Consider the following 21,162-nt stretch of genomic DNA (forward strand, 5'->3'; position numbering starts at 1 on the left):
AAGTTAGTTGGCCTTTGGCTTGATTTCCATAATTTCTGTGGACCCTGCTTGTACATCTCCCTGATTATAAAACTCCAAGGTAAATTCATTACTATTCGTAATAATGACAGGAGTCACAGTGCTTGAAGCTTGTTCCTCAATTTTTGAAAGATCGAAAGTGACTAATGTCTGGCCTGTTTTCACTTTATCTCCTTGTTTCACAGAAGCTTCGAACCCTTCTCCATTCATTCCTACGGTTTCGAGGCCGATATGCACTAACACTTCAACACCGGCTTTATTTTTTAAGCCGATTGCATGCTTGGTAGGGAATAATTGCACGACTTCGCCGTCAAACGGGGCCACTGCCTTCCCTTCCGATGGTTCGATTGCAAGACCTTCTCCCATCATTTTCTGTGAAAATGTCGGATCCGGAACCTCCGTTAAATCTACCACTTTCCCTGTCACAGGTGCAGTCAGAATTGTCTCTTTATCATTTTTGCCAAAAAGTTTTTTAAACATTGGTATACTACCTCCTCACAAATTTCCCAGCCGTCATTACATGTATATACAAGTTATGCTCCAAGTATAATTTGTATATACAAGTTTTGCAAGCGTTAACACTAAAAAATTTTTAGTAAAGATACCCATAAAAAAACTGCTCCTGAAAGGGATTAACAATCAAGAGCAGCAGCTAGGTTGCTTATCAAATACTATATTCTTCATTTTTCTTATCAGTAATAAACATGTGTCCTGGTGCATGAGTGATCATGATTTCCGGCTTCATATGCATGGCAACTGCCTGAGGAGTAACTCCGCAGGCCCAGAATACCGGAATTTCTCCGGATTTGATCGTGACCGGATCGCCAAAGTCCGGATCGGAAAGGTCAGTAATACCAATCGCTTCCGGGTCACCGACATGGACTGGGGCTCCATGTACCGAAGGAAACCTGCTGGTAACCTGGACAGCTTTAGGAATATCGGCTGCTTTCACTGGCCGCATGCTCACAACCATCGGCCCGGAAAAACGGCCGGCAGGTACACAGGGAATACTGGTTTTATACATGGCAACATTCTTGTTTTCTTCTATATGACGAAGTGGTATTCCATAATCTATCAGTGCCTGCTCAAAGGTAAAGCTGCATCCAAGGAGGAAGCCCACCATTTTTTCGTCCCATTGTTCTGTTATGTCCCCCAGCTCTTCTGTGAGTTGTCCATTGCGATAAACACGGTAACCGGGAAGATCTTTACGAAGATCTGAATCTGGAGCAACGAGACGAGGAACGGGAGAACCTGGCTCTGTTACATCCAAAACGGGACAAGGCTTTGGGTTGCGTTGACAAAACAATAAAAACTCAAAGGCCATTTCTTCTGGCAGGACGACCAGGTTTCCCTGGATATATCCCGGAGTCAAACCTGATGTCGGGCCTGTCCAGTATTGCGTTCGAATTTTTTCCCGTGCTATTTCTGGAGTCCACTTTTCCGGCAGTTCCATAAGTGTCTCTCCTTTCCTTTTATTCAAATAAATGCGGGATACCATCGAGCAGCGTGACGAAGCCCATATAAGACATGACAATAACTATTAATGCCCCGAAAATAGTCATCCACAGCGGATGCTTATAATCCCCAACGATTGATTTTTTATGGGCAGCGATAATCATAACTCCAAGGGCAAGTGGCAAAATCAAACCATTCAGGGAACCGACCAGAATTAATATACTGACAGGACGCCCGACGGACACAAATACCAAAGTAGATATAGCTATGAATCCAACGATGAACCATTTATGGTTCTTTTCAATGGTGTTACTGAACGAACGGATAAAGGAAACGGATGTATAAGCTGCTCCTACGACAGATGTAACAGCAGCTGCCCAAATGACAACCCCGAAGATCTTATACCCGACATTTCCAGCCGCTGATTGGAAGACAGTGGCCGCCGGGTTGCCTGGATCTAATTGAATGCCCTGGGCAACTACTCCGAGGGCGGCCAAAAATAGAAAGACACGCATGATGGAAGCGAAACCGATGGCTGATACCGCGCTGCGATTGACATACCCCAGGGATTCCTTCCCCTTGACTCCCGCTTCTAGTAAGCGGTGCCCGCCGGCAAAGGTAATATAGCCGCCGACAGTCCCGCCGACGAGTGTTACAATCGCAAGAAAATCGATGGTATCAGGGGCAATCGTCTTCACAGCTGCCTCTCCAAGGGGAGGGGTAGCGGTGAACATGACATAAACCGTCAAACCGATCATTAAAAAGCCAAGCATTTGGGCGAAGCGGTCCATCACCTTACCAGCTTCCCGAACGAGGAAGACTCCAATAGCAACGAGACCACTGAAGAGCGCCCCCATTTCTGGTGAAATTCCGAACAGTACGTTAGTACCAAGACCTGCACCAGCTATATTACCAATATTAAAAGCCAATCCGCCTGCCACAATTAAGGCAGACAAAACAAAGCCAAGGCCAGGAAGAAGCTTGTTGGCAATGTCCTGGGCCGGTTTTTCTGAGATAGCGATAATCCTCCAAATGTTCAACTGAGCTCCAATATCAATGATGATAGATACTAGAATAACAAAGCCAAAGCTAGCCGCTAATTGTTCCGTAAAATGTGTCGTTTGTGTCAGGAATCCAGGCCCTATGGCTGAAGTCGCCATCAAAAACGCTGCCCCCAGCAGCAGCCTCATCCGTGATTTTTTGTCCATCTGTTTCACTCCTCGCTGTTATTTCAATACATCCCTGACCTTTACTGTTTCAATGCCAGATTCCTTTAGTGCCCGATTGATATATTTTGCGAAATCCAAAGCGTTTTCGCCATCCCCGTGGATACAAATCGTATCCGCCTGCACATCAATATCCTTTCCTTGGATAGTGTGTACTTTTTTTTCTTTGACCATCCGGATCACCTGGGAAACTGCCTCCTCATAATCAGTCAGCAGGGCATTCTGTTCTTTCCTCGAGGTCAATGTTCCATCCTCCTGATACGTCCGGTCGGAGAAAACTTCACTGGCAGTACGGAGGCCGGCCTGTTTGCCTGCTTTCACTAATTCACTTCCTGCCAGCCCGAATAAAACGAGCTCCGGATCCACCTTGTAAACCGCTTCTGCTATCGCTTCAGACAAGTCCTGACGTTTGGCGGCCATATTATAAAGAGCACCATGCGGCTTCACATGCTGAAGGCTTCCTCCTTCTGCTTTTACAAACCCATTCAACGCTCCAATCTGATAGACTACCAGTTCATAAGCCTCTTGAGGGCTGATATCTATATTTCGACGACCAAAGCCCATCAGGTCCGGCAATCCCGGGTGTGCACCGATGCCTACTCCTTTTTCCATTGCCATTTCTGTTGTCTTTCGCATCGTCGTAAAATCACCGGCATGAAAGCCGCATGCTACGTTGGCCGATGTAATATGTTCGAGGATCTCCTCATCCCGACCTTTTTGATAGGTGCCAAAGCTTTCTCCCATATCACAATTCAAATCTATGATTGCCATTATCGTACCTCCTCTTTTAATTTCAGACGTATACCCTGGGCAAGCTGCTGGATGCTTTTTTCTCTTTCTAAATAAAGCTGTTGGGCTTTTTCAAGTGAAATTTCCTGAAAACGGGCTTTCTCACCAGGTTTTAATTGCGCTACGACTGGTATGTCGACGGAGGCAACCTGTCCGATTTTCGGGTACCCTCCTGTCGTCTGCCTATCAGCAAGAAGGATGATCGGCTGGCCATTGGAAGGTACCTGGATGGTGCCAAACCCTACCGCTTCAGAAATCATCTCCTGTTCCTTATCCAGCTGCAGCTTTGGCCCTTCGAGACGGTAACCCATCCTGTCTGATTTGCTTCCGATTTGATATGGCTCAAAGAAGAACGCTTCCTGACTCTCTTTTTTGAATAACTCGTATTGCCTTCCTTTTATAACCCGTACCGGCTGTTCTTCTTTGAATACAGGAATAAATTCAGATGCTACGTGCCAATCCATACTAATAAACGATTCTCCACCAGCTTGCTTCTGCAAGAAACTTTGAATCTTTGCAGCTGCTTCCGATAATTCCTGCGCTGCAAGTTCGTCTCCTTCTTTTAAGGCTCGTCCATGAAAACCACCCAGGCCGGCGCGAAGATAGGTAGACTTGCTCTCCATTACTTCCGGCACATGAAAGCCGCCAGCAACCGCTAAATAAACCCGGCAGCCTTCTTTTGCCTGACCAAAACGAAGTTCACTTCCCTTTTTCACATAAACCGGACGCCATGGTTTAACCTGCTTACTCCCGATTGTTGCGGAAAGGTCACCTCCACATAAGGAAATCAGCGCATCCTCCTGAAATTCCAGTACCGGCCCGCTCAGTGTAATTTCCAGCGTAGCTGCACCCTCCCTATTTCCTACAAGTAAGTTAGCGATACGGTGGGCTGCCGGATCCATTACACCACTGGCAATGACGCCATAGGTTTGATAACCTGTTCTACCAAGATCCTGCACACTGGTAAGCAATCCTGGTTTCAAAACTTTAATCATGATTGCTCCTCCTTATAAGCGTCAAATTCGCTACGGCTGATTGCCTTGAATACAACTTTATCGCCAGCATGGAGCAAGGAAGGAGGCTCCTGGTCCGGTTTAAAAAGACGTACAGGCGTTTGACCAATCAATTGCCAGCCTCCAGGGGTTTCTATCGGATATACGCCTGTTTGGCTCCCCGCGATCCCGACCGACCCAGCTGGTATGCTCAGACGCGGCTCTTCCTTTCTTGGCGTGGCAATCTCTTCTTTCATTCCCCCAATATAGGGGAATCCAGGGGCGAACCCAATCATATAAACCAAATAGTCGCCGGCAGTATGAAGCTCAATGACTTCTTCTTCCGTTAAATCATTATGTCTGGCCACTTGAGTTAAATCCGGGCCTAAATCCCCGCCATAGCAAACAGGAATTTCTACAACCCGGCCTTGTTTTTTTTCTCCCACTCCCAATTTAGGGAGCTCTTTCTCGATCGTTGTTCTGACAATTTCATAAGGCAATGCAAAAGATTTATCTTTTTGTTCCATTACTTTGACAGGGTCGTAGAATAACGCCACGGTAGTAAAAGCAGGAATATACTCTATTAGCCAATCAAATGGTTTATCATTCAGAAATGCTGTTACTTGTTTGACTCGTTCATGGGATGCTTCATCAATCGTTTTACCAAGATCGATGATGGCTCCATGATCGCCTAACGGGGATATGTTAAATTCCAAACCACAACCTCCTCTATTCACTCGTCTTTCGTATCTTCAAAAAATTCTATATTCCTAAATAGTAAATCAACTTTCCTAATGGTTCAAATGAATATTCAGATTATTTTATTGGTTATTATTCCCTTTAAGCTCCCTTTACTTGAAGACTCAGTTTCGCGAGAAACTATTTCCGTTACGGTTGAGAGCGTATGGAGGTCCGGGAAATTACTCGCTTTCCGTGGGTATGTGGTGAGCTTCCTCAGGCTTCGCCTTGCGGGATCTCACCGCTCATGTTCATCCCACAGGAGTCTCGCAATTTCCCGGACCTCCTTGCGTTTATGGGAGAAACGGAAACATCAAATGCAGTCTTTCAACCAAAGGGCGAGCTACTTGTAAGAACGTGCTTGTAACCAATAATTGCTGAAGACAGTCTTATCTATAATAGGAGGTTCTTTTCTCCCATTCTTCCGAGGGGGTGGTTGGGAAACTGCGAGACTCCCTCCGGAAATGTTGATACACCAAGGGTTAAAGATCGTTTTAACACTTTTAAATTTTTTTTATACTTCATTTGTTAAACAAGTTATTCCTTTTCTTCAATATTAAGGAAATCGAAGGGACGCGTTGCGTTTCCTAACTGTATTAGGCGATCTTTTTTGTATGAATCGATGCACCTTGGATCCCTGCTTTCTTATGAGGACTTACCCTCCCATGTCTCTTGGCGTCGTGCGCCTACATTCCTTCGTTTGGTCTCATCATAAGGCAGAGGCCGGCTTTATTCTCCCGCATAGACTCGTAGTCTGTTGTCTCGCTTTGCGCCAGCTTCTCCGTGTCATCTTATGGGTCAGAAATATAGGTTACGCTGCCTGTTGAAGACAGTGGAGGTCCTGTTTCATTCGGTCCTCATTGAAGTGAACCTGGCGGTTCGATAAACCAAAAAAGATCTTTAACAGTTTTCCGCACAACACGACCATTGCTTCCTTCTTTTTCAAAGGATTAACGGGACGAGTAATGTAGTACTGGTACAATTCTTTAAACGCACGATTATTTTGAATCAAAGGCAATATGGCGCGAAAAAGAAGGTTTCTGAGCCGTTTTCGTCCCCGTTTGGAAATTTTCTTTTGACCTTTATGGTAACCGGAAGAGTTCTCGCGCAGTGTTAATCCCGCTAATTTAATGAGTTGGCGTGAATGTGTGTACTGCTTAAGTGAACCCGTTTCCGCAATCAAATCAATGATCGTATGCTTTCCAATGCCGGGAATCGATATCAGGTATTCGTATTCATCCAGCTGGGTGACTAAATCTTCTAAGTGATGATTGAGTTCTGTCAGTTGACGTTCGATTAGAAGAAACTGATCGACAAGTGCGGCGATTTCAAAGCGTGCCACCTCTTTGCCTGTCGAAATACCAATGGAGTTTTCAGCTGCCCGTTTCATCTCTCGAATCTTACTTTTCGAAGGAGAGGATATACCCGCTTTTTCTTTATACATCAGTGCCAGTTCCTCTACCTCCTGGTTTAGTAGATCCTCAGGAAAAGGCGTGTATTTCAAAATGGCGCAAGCCAATTGACCAAACCCTTTGATGACGGTTTTAAATTCAGGAAAGTACTGGTCGATCAACCCCGTCATTTGGTTTTTCAACATCGCTTGTTTGTCTTTCAGTTTCCACCGCGTTATGGAGCCGTTTTTCAGTTCAGCTTCTATACCTTCTGGAATTCTGGGATAGCTGAAATTACCACCAATCATGAGTTTCGCAATCAATCTTGCGTCCTTTTTATCGTTTTTTGTTTGAAGATTATCATCAAACTCTTTCGATTGTTTCACATGCGCAGGATTGACGACCACAAAAGAGATGTCCTCTTCAAGGAGGAAAGCAGCCAGGTTCATCCAGTAATGACCTGTGGGTTCAAACCCGATGATAACCTCACTTTTTCCATGTTGGTGCAGCCATTCCTTTATCTGTTTGTGAAACCCTTCGAAGCCAGCCCTACTCTGAGTAAATCCAACGGGACGTTGGAGTTCCCGTCCGCGATCATCGACCGCGCATGCATAATGGGTTTTTTTAGCGATATCGATACCGATCACTAAGGATTCTCCAGAGATTTGATTTATTTTAGCATTCCTATTAGAATTCAAGGGGAAGTCCTCCTTTTGATGTTTGTTTGTATTTGGTTGTACAAATGCATCATAACGGAGGGCTTTTTTTCATTCAAGACCCCTCTACTGAATCCCACAGGAATCTCCCGCGGGAGAAGGATCTAGGCAAGACCCCGCAAAGGCGAAATCCTGAGGAGGCTTGCCAGGTCCCCCGCAGGAAAGCGAGTAGTTTCCCGACCAGCCCTGACGCTATTATGGTAAAGAACCCTTGTTATCTTGAAATCAAGTCTTCGACTTTTCGGGTCTTTTATTGATTAGGCCTCTTATGGGAATGCACTGCAAGCAGTGTGCATTTTTCTTTCAACCAGGTGAAGAGTATGTTATAAGTTTAGAATGATGCAGTAATATTTAGGGTTACGAAATAGTTTGAAAGAAGTGATTCATTATCGTGGACCAGGAAAGTATGGCTAAACGAAATTTATTCATCATGTGGTTTGCTAACTTCTTTATTGCAGGAAGCATCACCATGGTTCTTCCGTTTATTTCTTTATATATCGATAGCTTTGGTAATTTTTCTGACGCTTACGTCCAACAGTGGTCGGGCTGGGTGTTTGGCGTCACCTTTGTAACGGCATTTTTATTTGCGCCCGTATGGGGCCGGGTCGGTGATCGTTATGGCAGAAAGAAAATATTGATCATTTCTGCCGTTGGCCTGGGGGTGTCCGTCTTTTTGATGGGGTTAGCTGATTCTGTCTGGCAATTATTCTTCCTGCGCTTATTCATGGGAGTATTTACCGGATTCATTCCGATGTCACAAGCGTTGATTGCCACACAGACACCGAAGCATATTGCCGGTAAAGTTCTGGGGACACTGCAGACCGGCAGTATTACCGGGAGTTTGATGGGGCCGATGCTTGGGGGAGTGTTGGCTGACACATTCGGGTATTCCGCTACTTTTCAGGGGACTTCTATCACCGTCTTTCTATCTGCTTTTATCGTCATCTTTGGAATCAAAGAATTCAAGATTAACGATGAAAGCAGTGATAGTAAGACAAGCTATTCCCGGAAAGAGGTAATCGGACATATTTTACGGCATCCTGTGTTGCTGATGGTAATGCTCGTATCTTTATTTGTCCAAATCGCCCATTTCAGCATCCAGCCGATTTTATCCTTGTATGTTGCGGAATTACATGGTCCTGCCAACCTTGCATTCTTTTCCGGCATTGCCTTTTCCGCTGCGGGACTTGGTAACCTGTTGATGGCGAGACGCTGGGGCAGCATTGCCGACAAGGTCGGTTATATTAAAATCTTGGTGTTCCTGTTATTTATGGCAGGGATTGTCTATCTTCCAGGTGCCTTTGTTACAAGTATCTGGCAGCTAGTCATCATCCGATTCCTGTTGGGGGCCTCCATCGGGGGAATCATTCCAGTCCGCACTGCTTACATTCGCCAGGAGGCTCCACTTGCCATGCAAGGAGAAGTACTCGGGTATAACACAAGCATTCGCTTCTTAGGGAATATGATTGGCCCCGCGCTTGGCGGGATGCTTTCCGGGTTCTTCGGGTTCTCTTCTGTCTTTTATGTCACCAGTGCCTTATTAGCAGCTTCTGGGTTCGTCATGTATTTGACGATGCAGCGAAATCCCCGAACAGCTAAACACCATGCTCATTCCATATAACAGCAAATCCCTCCTTTCTTGTCGAAGATTGGAGGGACTTGCTTTTATTTTTGTGAAAACGCTTTATACTATAGGTAAAAGGTCTTTCCAATTCCAACAATCTACTTATTAAAGGGGCACTTCATATGAAAAAAGTATTTTTGCTGGTAATGCTTTCGTTTGTTATGGGAGCATGTGCGCAGTCGCCCGACAAACAATTTTTCGCCAATGACTTAACCGCCAAACAGTCTGACGACCCTACTAAACAAGAATATCCTGTTAATCCTAAAATAACACTGGCTGCCATCGGTGATATTTTGATTCATGCCCCAGTCTATCGTGATGCCCAAACCGCTGATGGGTATGATTTCACGCCAATGTTCGAGAATACAGCGCCCTACTTGGAAGAAGCAACTATAGCCATAGCTAATCAGGAAACGATGATTGGCGGGGCTGATTTCGGTTTATCCGGCTATCCAGCCTTCAACAGTCCTACTGAAGTCGGAGATGCCCTAAAGGAAAGTGGAATCGATGTCGTTTCGATCGCCAATAATCATACTCTTGACCGAGGAGAACAAGCAATTAATAACTCTCTTTCCCATTGGGAGTCTATTGATATGACCTACACAGGAGCATACAAAAGCCAGAAAGATCAGAAGAAACTTCGCGTGATTCAGACAGAAGAAGGAATCGATGTTGCATTTTTAAGCTATACGTATGGAACCAATGGTATCCCTTTACCATCCGGAAAAAATTATCTCGTCAATTTGATTGACGAACAAAAAATTAAATCAGATATCACACGAGCGAATAAACAAGCGGATGCTGTCGTCGTCAGTGTGCATTTTGGCTCGGAATATGAGCGCATGCCCAATCGCGACCAGAAAGAATTAGCTCAAGTGATGGCTGATGCCGGGGCTCACGTGATTCTCGGCCACCATCCTCACGTCCTGCAGCCCATCGAAATGCTTGAAGGAAAAAAGGGAAATGATACCCTGGTAATCTATTCACTTGGAAATTTCATCTCTGCACAGGAAGAAATCCACCGCCGGATCGGCGGTATCCTGCAAGTAGAAATCGAATTAGATAGACACGATGATTCCATAGCTTTGAACAAGCCTTCCTTCGTCCCTACTATTGTAGATTATGAACCCTTCACTGACGGGCAAGCCGGTACAGATTTTCAAGTAATTCCCATGCACGAAACAAAAAGAGTACTCATACCTGACCAGGAGGAAACTTACAAAGAAATAAAAGACCATATGTCTCAATGGCTGCCTGAATTAGACTTACCTTAATCATGATAAATATCACATTTTCACTTACCCGAGCATAAAAATTGCTCGGTTTTTTTGTCGAATTTATAAAATATAGGTTAAAGTTAACCAAATATTGTGAAAATAAGAATGGAATCTGTTACCATAAATTTAATATCAATATTCTTCATGCATGTTTTACCCTTAAAAAATGTAAGGAGATGTGAAAATGCCTAGAAAAACTCCACCATTTTTACAGAAACTGAAGTACTTAGGTAAAACACAGCCAGAGACAGAACACAGCGAAATGTCCCCAAAGTCGCGCAGTAACACGGAAAATTATTATCGCAGCCGCTGGCAGCATGATAAAGTTGTCCGCTCGACACATGGTGTCAATTGTACCGGTTCATGCAGCTGGAAAATCCACGTCAAAGACGGAATCATTACCTGGGAAACCCAGCAAACGGATTATCCGACCACCGGACCGGATATGCCGGAATACGAGCCACGCGGATGCCCGCGGGGTGCAAGCTTCTCCTGGTATACATATAGCCCCCATCGGGTGCGCTATCCTTATATCCGAAGTAAACTGTTAGAAATCTGGCGAGATGCAGTTAAGAAAACCGATGACCCTGTCAAAGCGTGGGCTTCCATTGTTGAAAACACTGAATTATCCACGCAGTATAAACAGACGCGCGGAAAAGGAGGATTCGTCCGGGCGGAATGGGATGAAGTAGAAACACTGATTTCCGCTCAGCTTATCCATACGATACAAACGTACGGACCGGACCGGATCTTTGGATTCTCTCCTATTCCTGCCATGTCAATGGTCAGTTATGCAGGCGGAGTAAAAAATACCAGGCACGGCTTAAAAGCGGACCGCTTCCTGCGTGCAAGCGACCTTTCCTTCACCACAGAAAAAGCAGAATGGAAAACAGTAGTCTATGACGAAGAGACCAAAGATTTTGCCATACCAAATGGTTCGATTGGACACCGCTGGGATGGTGAAAAGAATTGGAACCTGCTAAAGGCAGATAAAGTCAATAATATTGACACAATCTCCCCTGCCCTGTCCTTACAGGGCCACGAAAGTAAAATCGACCAGGTATGTGTCGCAGCGTTTGAGCAGGATGATAACCGCGTCTTCAAAGCTGACATACCTATGAAAGAAATCGAGACCACAGACGGCCCGGTTTATGTAACGACCGTCTTTGATCTGATGTGTGCCCAGACAGGGGTTAACAGAAGTCTGACGAAAGAAAACCCCGCCAATTATGACGAAGACCGGCCGTATACCCCAAAATGGCAGGAAAAGTATACAAGTGTCAGCCCCAAACTTGTCGCTCAGATCGCAAGGGAGTTCGCTCAGAACGCCATTGATAGTAAAGGGCGTTCGATGATTATCATGGGATCAGGGATTAACCATTGGTACCATTCTGATACTATCTACCGGGCGGTACTTAACCTTGTTTTGTTGACCGGTTCTCAGGGAGTCAATGGAGGCGGCTGGGCCCATTATGTCGGCCAGGAGAAGGTACGCCCGCTGGAAGGCTGGCAGACTGTTGCGATGGCCCGGGATTGGGGCGGACCGCCAAGGCTGCAAAATGGCACCTCTTTCTTTTATTTCGCTACCGAACAGTGGAAATATGACGAACAGAAAACACGCGATTTGGCTTCCCCATTGATTGATCAGCCAAAATATCAGAATTTAGCAGATTATAACGTACTGGCGGCACGGCTCGGTTGGCTGCCGTCTTACCCACAGTTCAATAAAAATGCTATCGCAATGTATGATGAAGCAAAATCACCAGAAGCCAATACCGAGCATTTAGTGGATGCTGTGTCCAAAAAGGAGATGAACTTTTCCATCGAATCTCCGAATGATCCGGTCAATTTTCCAAAATCCATGTTTGTCTGGCGGGCGAATTTGATCGGCAGTTCCGCCAAAGGGCATGAATATTTCCTTAAGCATCTGCTGGGTACGCACGGTCATAACCTCAGTGAAGAAACAGAAGACCTGGAGGCAAAAGAACTGAACCTGGAGATTCCATCGGCGACCGGGAAACTGGATTTACTCGTCAATCTGGATTTCCGGATGTCAGGCACCGGCCTATACTCCGACATCGTCCTTCCGGCGGCCACCTGGTATGAGAAGCATGATTTAAGCTCGACGGATATGCACCCGTTCGTCCATCCGTTCAACCCGGCCATCACCCCTCCATGGGAAAGCCGGTCGGACTGGGATATTTTCAAAAAGCTTGCCAGGCGATTTTCTAACCTGGCTGCACAGCATTTACCGGAAAAGGTATATGATACGGTCACTTCCCCGCTGCTGCATGATTCTACCGATGAAATTGCCCAGACATACGGGCACGTACCTGATTGGAAAACAGACGGCACCAAGCCGGTCCCTGGGGTTAACTTCCCTAAAATCCAGGTGGTTGAAAGGGAGTACTCTAAAGTCTATGACAAGTTCATTTCCCTTGGTCCGAAAATCAAACATTCTATTGGAGCCAAAGGAATGGCCTGGGATGCAAAGGAAGAGTATGCCAAACTTTTCGATATGCTTGGCCCATCGAAAAAATCGGCTTTCTATCAAGACTGTCCAAGCTTATATAACGATATTGATGTGGCCGAAACGATATTGACATTATCCAGTACCACCAACGGTTCTCTTGCAATGAAAGCCTGGAAGACACTCGAGGATAAAACAGGACAGGAATTAAGGCACCTTGCAGAAGAGCGCGCGGAGGAACATATCTCTTTCGCCGAAATTACAGCCCAGCCGCAAAAGGTCATCTCTTCGCCTGTCTATAGTGGAACGGAAACAGGCGGCAGGCGCTATTCTCCGTTTACCACGAACGTTGAACGGATGATACCGTGGCGGACATTGACCGGAAGGCAGCACTTCTATTTGGATCATGAAACGATGCTTGAGTTCGGGGAAGAACTTCCTACATTCAAGCCGCCATTAAAAAAGGCGTCATTTTATTCATCCGATAATAGACCGGCCGAGGGACAAAAAGAGATTACATTAAGATACCTGACCCCACACTTCAAGTGGTCGTACCACAGCACGTATGGTGATACGCTTCCGATGCTGACTTTGTTCCGCGGCGGCCCGCACGTCTGGCTGAACAACCTGGACGCGGATGAAGCAGGTATCAAGGATAATGACTGGCTCGAAATGTATAACCGGAATGGTGTCGTCGTAGCCAGGGCTGTCACGAGCCACCGGCTTCCTCGAGGGGTCGTGTTCATGTATCACGTTCAGGACCGTCTGATTAATGTGCCCGGTTCCAAAATTACGAAAGATCGCGGAGGTACCTTCAATAGCCCAACAAGAATCCACATCAAGCCGACGCAGATGATAGGCGGATACGCCCAATTAAGTTATGGTTTCAACTACTATGGTCCAACCGGCAACCAGCGGGATGAGCAAGTACAAATCCGCAGAATGGACCGAAGCGAGGTGGATTGGCTTGAAGATTAAAGCGCAATTTGGAATGGTCATGAATTTGGATAAATGTATCGGCTGCCACACCTGCAGCGTGACCTGTAACAATACCTGGACAAACAGACCAGGCGCCGAGTACATGTGGTGGAACAATGTCGAAACGAAACCCGGGATCGGTTATCCGAAGGAATGGGAGAATCAAGAGAAGAACAAAGGCGGCTGGGAAATGCGAAACGGAAAGCTTTCCCTGAAAGCCGGCGGGAAAGCGAACAAGCTTTTGAACCTTTTCTATAATCCTGACATGCTTGACCTAGATGAATATTACGAACCGTGGACATATGAATACGAGCACCTCGTTCATAGCCCCGAGAAAAATCATCAGCCGGTCGCACGTCCGAAGTCGCAGTTGACCGGTGAATATATGGACATTCTATGGGGACCGAACTGGGAGGATGACCTGGCAGGGGTTCACGAGACGGGTAAGCGAGACCCGAACATGCAAGGGGTCGATGAGAAAGTGAAGTTCGAATTCGAGCAGGCATTCATGATGTATCTGCCCCGGATTTGCGAACACTGCGTCAACCCATCCTGTGTCTCTTCCTGTCCATCAGGTGCCATGTATAAACGGGAAGAGGACGGCATTGTCCTCGTCGATCAGGATGCCTGCCGGAGCTGGCGGTTCTGCATGTCCGGCTGCCCGTATAAAAAAGTCTATTTCAACTGGCAGACCAATAAAGCGGAAAAGTGTACATTCTGTTTTCCGAAAATCGAAAACGGCGACCCGACCATCTGCTCGGAAACGTGTGTCGGAAGAATCCGTTATATCGGTATCGTCCTTTATGATGCCGACCGAGTCAAAGAAGCAGCTTCGGTTCCGAATGATCAGGATCTTTACGAAGCACAGCTCGATTTAATTTTGGATCCGAATGACCCGGAAGTGATCGCTCAAGCGAAAAAAGACGGCATTCCTGAAGACTGGATCGAAGCAGCTCAGGAATCCCCAGTATACAAGCTGGCCTGCGAGCAGAAAATCGCTCTTCCGCTCCATCCGGAATATCGTACCCTTCCAATGGTCTGGTACATTCCGCCGTTGAGCCCGATCGTCGATGCTTTCAATGGCCACTTTAACGACCTTGATCCATCTGTTGTTTTTCCGGCAATCGATCAATTCCGGATCCCGATTGAATATTTAGCCAACCTGATGACAGCTGGAGATACCGAGCTGGTTGCTTCCGTGCTTAAGAAACTGGTGGCCATGCGTACGTACATGCGGAGCGTAGACCTCGGCAAAGAACCGGATACCACTCTTATCGATGAAGTCGGCGTCTCGGAACAAATGGCGCGGGATATGTATGAACTATCCGCAATTGCTAAATATGGCGACCGTTACGTCATCCCGAAAGCGCACCGCGAGCAGGCTGAAGACATGTTCGCCCATCAGGGCAGCGCAGGCTTCGATTTCATGGATGGGTGTGAATCATGCGCCATGAATGGGGAATGGAAAGATCCTTACGAATACAGTGAATCTTATTGGAGCGATGTGACAGGAGGTGCCAAAGATGGAAGACAGTAGACATATTCTGAAGCTATGCTCCCTGTTCCTGCGCTATCCGGAAGAAGAATGGTTCCGGAACGAAGACGTCAGGCTTTTCATGGAAGGCTTATCCGAGGCGCCCCAAAGAGATAATCTGTTACGTTTCTGGAATTATGTGGAGAATTCCTCCTGGCTTGAATTCAGCCAGAATTATGTGAAGCAGTTCGACTTCAGCAAAGATTGTTCCTTGTATCTTACTTATGGCGTTTTTGGCGATAAACGGGAACGTGGCCTCGGATTCGTCAAACTGAAACTGGAATTCGCCAAAGCAGGCTATTTTATCAAAGATGATGAGCTGCCTGATTATTTCCCGTTAATTCTTGAATTTCTGGCAGAAGCCGAAGAAAGTTTTATCCAGAAGCTTTACTATATTCATAAAAAAGCGATCGATCAACTTTATGCACAATTGCGCGAGCAGCGATCTCCATATGCATTTGTCGTAGCAGCCGCTTTGGAAACGCTGGATTCCATCGTCGCCCGTCGCGAAGCCAAAACGGTATGAAGGGATTGATATCAGTTGACGCCAGTCGATTTTTTACTATGGGTAGCCTATCCATACATTACCTTAACGATTTTTGTCGTTGGCCATATTTATCGGTACAACCATGATCAGTTCGGATGGTCCGCTCAATCCAGTCAGTTTTTAAAAACCGATCCCCTCCTGAAATGGGGAAGTATTCTATTTCATTATGGGGTCATCTTAGTATTTTTCGGCCATGTTGGCGGAATTCTCGTACCTCAAGGCTTTTACCCGATGATCGGGGTCACGGAAGAAATGTATCATTTCGGAGCTGTCTGGTTTGGTGGAGCGGCCGGTGCAGCGATGGTCATCGGCGGTGCGCTGCTTACGATTAGAAGGCTGCGCAATAAGCGCGTCAGCACTAATGGATCACGCAAGGATTTGTGGGTGCTTCTGCTGATTGGAATCGTCACGGTCGTTGGTTTTACCAATACGGCCTGGTATACGGCTACAGGAGGAGAATTCGATTACCGTGATACAATCGGGCCCTGGTTCCGGGGAATTTTAACATTCCGGCCGATGCCTGAAATGCTGGCTACTGCTCCTTGGGGCTTCCAGGCTCATGTGTTTACCGCCTTCACCTTGTTTGCCGTATGGCCGTTCACTAGGCTCGTCCATGTATGGAGCCTGCCATTGGAATATATCAAACGAAGATATATCATTTACCGGCGTGCTAACTCGAAACAAACGAACAAGAAAGCACAATAGAAAGGAAGATGAAGATGTCAGGACCCGCACTTCGGCAGCTGGACGCCCACCGCTCCATTCATGAAGCGGCTTATGGGCAAGTGAAGGATATGACAGAGGTATTAAAGCGTCTATATCGCGAGGAGCGTTTGGAAGAAGCAAAGCAGGCGGAATTGATTTTGATTGAACATTGGCGTGACCATATTATCTCCCACGCGACATCGGAAGAAGAAGGACTATACCAGGATATCAAACAGGCCTATCCTGATATGGCTGACACCATCACCCAGCTGACCAGAGATCATGATTTACTAAGAAAAATACTAGCTCGTATCGAAGAAAGCTTATCGGCTGATCAGCAAGCCGAGGAACGTCTTATGATGTATGACAGCCTGCTTGTCGTAAACTGGCATCATAGCCGCGATGAAGAACACTACTTGCTTAACCTCTAAAATAAACGGGATGCCGATTGAGGCATCCCGTTTTATTGGTTCCACGTTATTCCTCCGGTGTGATTTCTGAAAACATAGCAACATAACCGGTAACGGGTTCATTTTTATTCCGGATGGGGCTAATCGTCAGCCATTCCAGGAACATCTCACCATTCTTCCGTTTATTCCATATCTCCCCTTTCCAATAACCTTCCTGTTCTATCTCCTGCCACATATCACGATAAAACTTTTCATCATGTTTTCCTGATTTGAGGATTTTTGGTGTGTTACCAATCGCCTGGTCTTCTTCAAACCCGGTAGTTTCCGTAAACGCCGGATTGACGTATTGTATCACCCCATCCTGATCGGTAATCATGATACCTTCTACTGTATTTTTCATAGCAGCGTGACTCATCTGCAGTTTGTCTGTAAAATACATCCAGATTACGATAATCAGACTTGCGAGGGCGAATTGTGACAATGCCATAAAGCCAATGGCATAATGGCCGGTCAACCCATACACAGCACTTAGGACGAGAGGTGGAAAGAAGCCGCCAAGTCCGCCGATAGCGGAAACAACTCCGTTGACAACCCCCGCCTGTTTGGAAAAATAAAATGGCACCAGTTTGAACACAAGTCCGTTCCCAATACCGGCGCAGACGGCCACACTTAATACACCGACTGTGTAAAGCTCGATGGTTGGGGAAAAAGACAGCACCACGCCAGCCAGCGTCAACCCGGCGAATACTGCCATCAATAAGATGAACGAATTGAATTTATCTCCGAGCCAACCCCCTACCGGCCGTAAAAAAGTTGCCAGCGCGATGAAACCTGCTGTTCTAAGCCCTGCATCTCCACTTGTCAGGCCGAAGTTCGATACTAAGAAGTTTGGAAGGTAAATAGTAAACGCCACGAAAGATCCAAATGTGATGAAATAAAATAAGCTGAGAAACCACATTTTTTCATTATCGATGACTGATTTAATCTGAGGAATGATCGGAGCCTGTACTTTCTTTTCATGACGATCTCCAACCAAAAAGTTAAGTAGAATAAAAAATAGTAGTAATCCTAAATAAAGACGGATTGTGCTTTGCCACCCGATTTGGGCAGCCAGAAAAGGTGCGGCAAAGGAGGTGACGGCAGTACCGACGTTACCCACACCATACACACCATTCACAAAGCCATGGCGCTTTTTTTCATAGTATTTTGGAAGTGACGTGACACCAATCGAGAACACCGCCCCACCCAGACCAAGCAAAAGACCGCCAATGACGAGGTCCAGGAATGAATCAGCGATACTTAAATAAAATACCGGCAGCAATAAAATGATGAAGCTGATGATGAATATCACTCTGGCCCCGAACTTATTCGCCCAGTAGCCGAGCGGTACCCGAAGTAAGGAGCCAAGGATGACTGGAATAGCTGTAGCTAATGCTACTTGATTGGCATTTAATGCGATATCTTCTTTGATGTATGGCATCAAAGAAGATATAATGACCCATACCATAAAGCCTGCAAATAAACTGAACGTCTGCAATCCTAATTGAATTCCCGGTTTTCTCATTCGCACACCCTTCCCAACGGAATATTTTTCCTCTAAGTGAATTATAACAAAGCAATCCTTTTAAATTCCATTTTTGACAAAAAATTCAGAAATTAAAAACGGTTTACGTATGCCAAATTAAGGTTCTATTGATAAGGATATCTAGTTGAAATTTTTTCTAAAACTAGATATTATGTAGTGTGGCACAAAAATGTTATCACACTTGCAATGTGAAACAGGAGGAATAAATAAATGAGTACTAAAGACTACCGAGTATTGTTGTATTATCAATATGTCGACTTGCCGGAATATGAAGAATATGCCGCTGAGCATTTAACGTATTGTAAAGACCTGGGTCTGAAAGGCCGGATCATTGTTGCTCCTGAAGGAATCAACGGCACCGTATCCGGAACTGTAGAACAGACCAATGAATATATGGAACACATGCATGCTGACGAACGTTTTAAAGATATGGTTTTTAAAATAGATGAAGTGGAAGGACATACCTTCAAGAAAATGCACGTACGTGCGAAATCTGAAGTTGTCAATTGGAGTATTGAAAATGATGACATCGATCCAAAAACCTTTACAGGAAAACGTCTGAAGCCTAAAGAGTTTTATGAAATGCTACAGGATGAAGATACGATCGTCATTGATGGCCGTAATGAATATGAATACCGCATCGGTCACTTCCGCAATGCAATTCAGCCGGAAGTAGAAACTTCCCGCGAGTTCCCTGAATGGATCGCTGAAAATGCAGATCAGTGGAAGGATAAAAAAGTCCTTACCTATTGTACGGGAGGCATCCGTTGCGAAAAGCTTACGGGCATCCTGATGAAAAACGGAGTGGAAGACGTTTACCAGCTCGATGGCGGCATCACCACTTACAGTAAAGATCCAGAAACAAAAGGGCGTTATTTTGATGGAAAAATGTATGTGTTTGATGAGCGGATTTCTGTCCCTGTCAACCATACCGAAGAAGATACCGTTATTGCGGAATGTGAACATTGTGGTAAAAAAGAAGACCGCATGATCAACTGCAGTAATCCGGTCTGCAACCGTCAGTATGTCTGCTGTGAAGAATGTGAAATCGAGCAGCATGCTGCCTGCACCACCGAATGCCGCGAACACCCGGAAAACCGCTGGGATGTTGACAAACAAAAACAAATCGACAAATATGATAAAATCCCAAACAAAAACTAAAACGACGTTGGTCTGTATTCAGGCCAACGTTTTTTCTTAACTTTTCAAGGAGGTTTTCAGCCATGTCAGATATAGCTTACCTGGATGCTACCGCACAGAAACAACTGATAGACGAAAAAGAAATTTCCCCCTATGAATTGACTAAGCATTACATAGAAAGAATTGAAGAACTCAACCCTAAATTGAATGCAGTGGTGCATACCATGTTTGATGAGGCGCTCGAACAGGCAAAACGGTATAAACCGGATAGCTCTTTATTTGGTGGTCTCCCTTTTCTTATCAAGGACTTGAATAATATCCAAGGCCATCCGACAACCTCTGGTTCGAAACTGATGGACGGATTCACAGCTGGAGAAGACGATATTTTTGTTGAACGTTATCGGGAAGCAGGATTGACTTTTCTCGGTAAAACCAATACACCTGAATTCGGCTTTTTACCCACCACGGAACCAGACCACCTGGGGGCAACCAAAAATCCATGGGCACTGGACAGATCCGCCGGTGGTTCCAGTGGAGGTGCAGCGGCAGCGGTGGCCTCAGGAATGGCTCCTTTCGCACACGGAAGTGATGGTGGCGGATCGATACGGATTCCTGCTTCTGCATGTGGGCTGTTCGGTTATAAACCATCCAGAGGTCAAGTACCCTACGGTATGTATATGAATAACTTCGGTGTCAACCATGCCCTGACCAAATCTGTCAGAGACAGTGCCGGACTGCTGGATATCATAAAAGGAGCCGGGCCAGGAGAAAGCTACCCTTCCCTTCCCGAGAGCACTCCCCTTCTTTCCAATATCGCTAAAGATCCTGGTAAGCTTAAGATAGCAGTGGATCCTGATTGGAGGGGGCGGGTCTCTATTTCTGAAGAGGCCAGGGAAGCGATCAACCATACCGTTCGTCTGCTAGAATCTCTGGGACACGAAATCGAATACCAGCCGTTGCCGTTTGACTTTGAAGCGTTCGCCAACCATTTTATTACGAGCTGGATTGTCGGCGGCTCCCTGTTGATCAAACATATGGCTGGGTTAGTAGATACTCAACCAACCGAAGAAAATCTGGAGTCGATTTCCTATCACGTCTACAATCTTGGATCCGAGCTTTCTGCCTCTGATTATGAAGAAGCAAGGGTCATGCTTATGCGGGAATCCCAAAAGATTCATAGGTTTCATGAACAATATGATATTCTTTTAACCCCAGTATTGAACGGATTGCCGGCAGTTCTTGATACGTTCTCTAATGGGGATGATGCAACTAAGGATATGATGTTTAACTTTACGGATATATGCAGTTTCACACCAATTGCGAATGTCACCGGCCAGCCTTCGATGAGCGTCCCTTTATATTGGACAGAAAAAGTACTTCCAGTAGGGGTTCAATTTACTGGAAGACTTGGCGAGGATGACCTGATGTTCCGACTGGCTGCCCAGCTGGAAGACGCACAATCCTGGCAGTACCATTACGAAAACTTAAACCAGTACTAAGAATTTTCCAATTTGTTTACTGTCATCCATCAGGTGGTAAAGTCCACTATCAACAAAATATAAGGAGG

The 21,162-nt window shown here is 45.8% G+C and carries 17 protein-coding genes; 9 read left to right on the forward strand and 8 right to left on the reverse strand.

Annotation, left to right across the window (positions count from 1 at the left end):
• Positions 1–3: 3 nt before the first annotated feature.
• From B9Y67_RS21000 to B9Y67_RS09195, 7 genes are all read right to left on the reverse strand, one after another.
• On the reverse strand, positions 4–498 hold the full coding sequence (locus B9Y67_RS21000) for a PTS sugar transporter subunit IIA (protein ID WP_254901758.1): 495 nt from the start codon (positions 496–498) through the stop codon (positions 4–6).
• 184 nt (positions 499–682) lie between these two features.
• Entirely contained in the window at positions 683–1,471 is a 789-nt protein-coding gene (locus B9Y67_RS09170; protein WP_085506408.1) for a putative hydro-lyase, read from the reverse strand.
• Positions 1,472–1,490: 19 nt separating this feature from the next.
• The gene (locus B9Y67_RS09175; protein WP_085506409.1) at positions 1,491–2,681 is read right to left on the reverse strand and encodes an NRAMP family divalent metal transporter; all 1,191 of its coding nucleotides are present in this window, start codon (positions 2,679–2,681) and stop codon (positions 1,491–1,493) included.
• An 18-nt stretch (positions 2,682–2,699) separates the two neighbouring features.
• Entirely contained in the window at positions 2,700–3,470 is a 771-nt protein-coding gene (locus B9Y67_RS09180; protein WP_085506410.1) for a LamB/YcsF family protein, read from the reverse strand.
• Positions 3,470–4,483, reverse strand: coding sequence for a 5-oxoprolinase subunit C family protein (locus tag B9Y67_RS09185; RefSeq protein WP_085506411.1), 1,014 nt, complete (start codon positions 4,481–4,483; stop codon positions 3,470–3,472). The genes B9Y67_RS09180 and B9Y67_RS09185 overlap by 1 nt, the downstream gene beginning before the upstream one ends.
• On the reverse strand, positions 4,480–5,196 hold the full coding sequence (gene pxpB / locus B9Y67_RS09190; protein WP_085506412.1) for a 5-oxoprolinase subunit PxpB: 717 nt from the start codon (positions 5,194–5,196) through the stop codon (positions 4,480–4,482). The genes B9Y67_RS09185 and pxpB overlap by 4 nt, the downstream gene beginning before the upstream one ends.
• A gap of 833 nt (positions 5,197–6,029) precedes the next feature.
• A complete protein-coding gene (locus B9Y67_RS09195) occupies positions 6,030–7,307 on the reverse strand; it encodes an IS110 family RNA-guided transposase (protein ID WP_085505375.1) in 1,278 nt (425 codons plus the stop codon).
• A 424-nt stretch (positions 7,308–7,731) separates the two neighbouring features.
• On the opposite strand from B9Y67_RS09195, the gene B9Y67_RS09200 reads away from it, so the two are divergent.
• The 7 genes from B9Y67_RS09200 to B9Y67_RS09230 all read left to right on the forward strand — a co-directional run bounded on the left by B9Y67_RS09200 (position 7,732) and on the right by B9Y67_RS09230 (position 16,891).
• A complete protein-coding gene (locus B9Y67_RS09200; protein ID WP_176223943.1) occupies positions 7,732–8,946 on the forward strand; it encodes an MFS transporter in 1,215 nt (404 codons plus the stop codon).
• A 125-nt stretch (positions 8,947–9,071) separates the two neighbouring features.
• Entirely contained in the window at positions 9,072–10,223 is a 1,152-nt protein-coding gene (locus tag B9Y67_RS09205) for a CapA family protein (RefSeq protein ID WP_085506413.1), read from the forward strand.
• A 187-nt stretch (positions 10,224–10,410) separates the two neighbouring features.
• A complete protein-coding gene (locus B9Y67_RS09210; protein ID WP_085506414.1) occupies positions 10,411–13,674 on the forward strand; it encodes a nitrate reductase subunit alpha in 3,264 nt (1,087 codons plus the stop codon).
• The gene (gene narH / locus B9Y67_RS09215; RefSeq protein WP_085506415.1) at positions 13,664–15,211 is read left to right on the forward strand and encodes a nitrate reductase subunit beta; all 1,548 of its coding nucleotides are present in this window, start codon (positions 13,664–13,666) and stop codon (positions 15,209–15,211) included. The genes B9Y67_RS09210 and narH overlap by 11 nt, the downstream gene beginning before the upstream one ends.
• Positions 15,198–15,734 carry a nitrate reductase molybdenum cofactor assembly chaperone gene (narJ, locus tag B9Y67_RS09220; protein WP_085506416.1) on the forward strand — a complete coding sequence of 179 codons (537 nt, stop codon included), beginning with the start codon at positions 15,198–15,200 and terminating at the stop codon, positions 15,732–15,734. The genes narH and narJ overlap by 14 nt, the downstream gene beginning before the upstream one ends.
• A 15-nt stretch (positions 15,735–15,749) precedes the next feature.
• Positions 15,750–16,460: a respiratory nitrate reductase subunit gamma gene (gene narI, locus B9Y67_RS09225; protein ID WP_085506417.1), complete on the forward strand. Its 711-nt coding sequence runs from the start codon at positions 15,750–15,752 to the stop codon at positions 16,458–16,460.
• A gap of 14 nt (positions 16,461–16,474) precedes the next feature.
• Positions 16,475–16,891: a hemerythrin domain-containing protein gene (locus B9Y67_RS09230; RefSeq protein ID WP_085506418.1), complete on the forward strand. Its 417-nt coding sequence runs from the start codon at positions 16,475–16,477 to the stop codon at positions 16,889–16,891.
• A gap of 46 nt (positions 16,892–16,937) precedes the next feature.
• Here the strand turns inward: B9Y67_RS09230 and B9Y67_RS09235 are convergent, their stop codons facing one another.
• Entirely contained in the window at positions 16,938–18,434 is a 1,497-nt protein-coding gene (locus tag B9Y67_RS09235; protein WP_085506419.1) for a nitrate/nitrite transporter, read from the reverse strand.
• A gap of 231 nt (positions 18,435–18,665) precedes the next feature.
• Here B9Y67_RS09235 and trhO point away from each other — a divergent pair, with 231 nt between their 5' ends.
• Both trhO and B9Y67_RS09245 read left to right on the forward strand, forming a co-directional pair.
• Positions 18,666–19,616 carry an oxygen-dependent tRNA uridine(34) hydroxylase TrhO gene (gene trhO, locus B9Y67_RS09240; RefSeq protein WP_085506420.1) on the forward strand — a complete coding sequence of 317 codons (951 nt, stop codon included), beginning with the start codon at positions 18,666–18,668 and terminating at the stop codon, positions 19,614–19,616.
• A 62-nt stretch (positions 19,617–19,678) separates the two neighbouring features.
• Entirely contained in the window at positions 19,679–21,094 is a 1,416-nt protein-coding gene (locus B9Y67_RS09245) for an amidase (RefSeq protein ID WP_085506421.1), read from the forward strand.
• The last annotated feature ends 68 nt before the right edge of the window (positions 21,095–21,162 follow it).

The organism is Thalassobacillus devorans (genome assembly GCF_900176565.1).
GTDB lineage: Bacteria > Bacillota > Bacilli > Bacillales > Halobacillaceae > Thalassobacillus > Thalassobacillus devorans_A.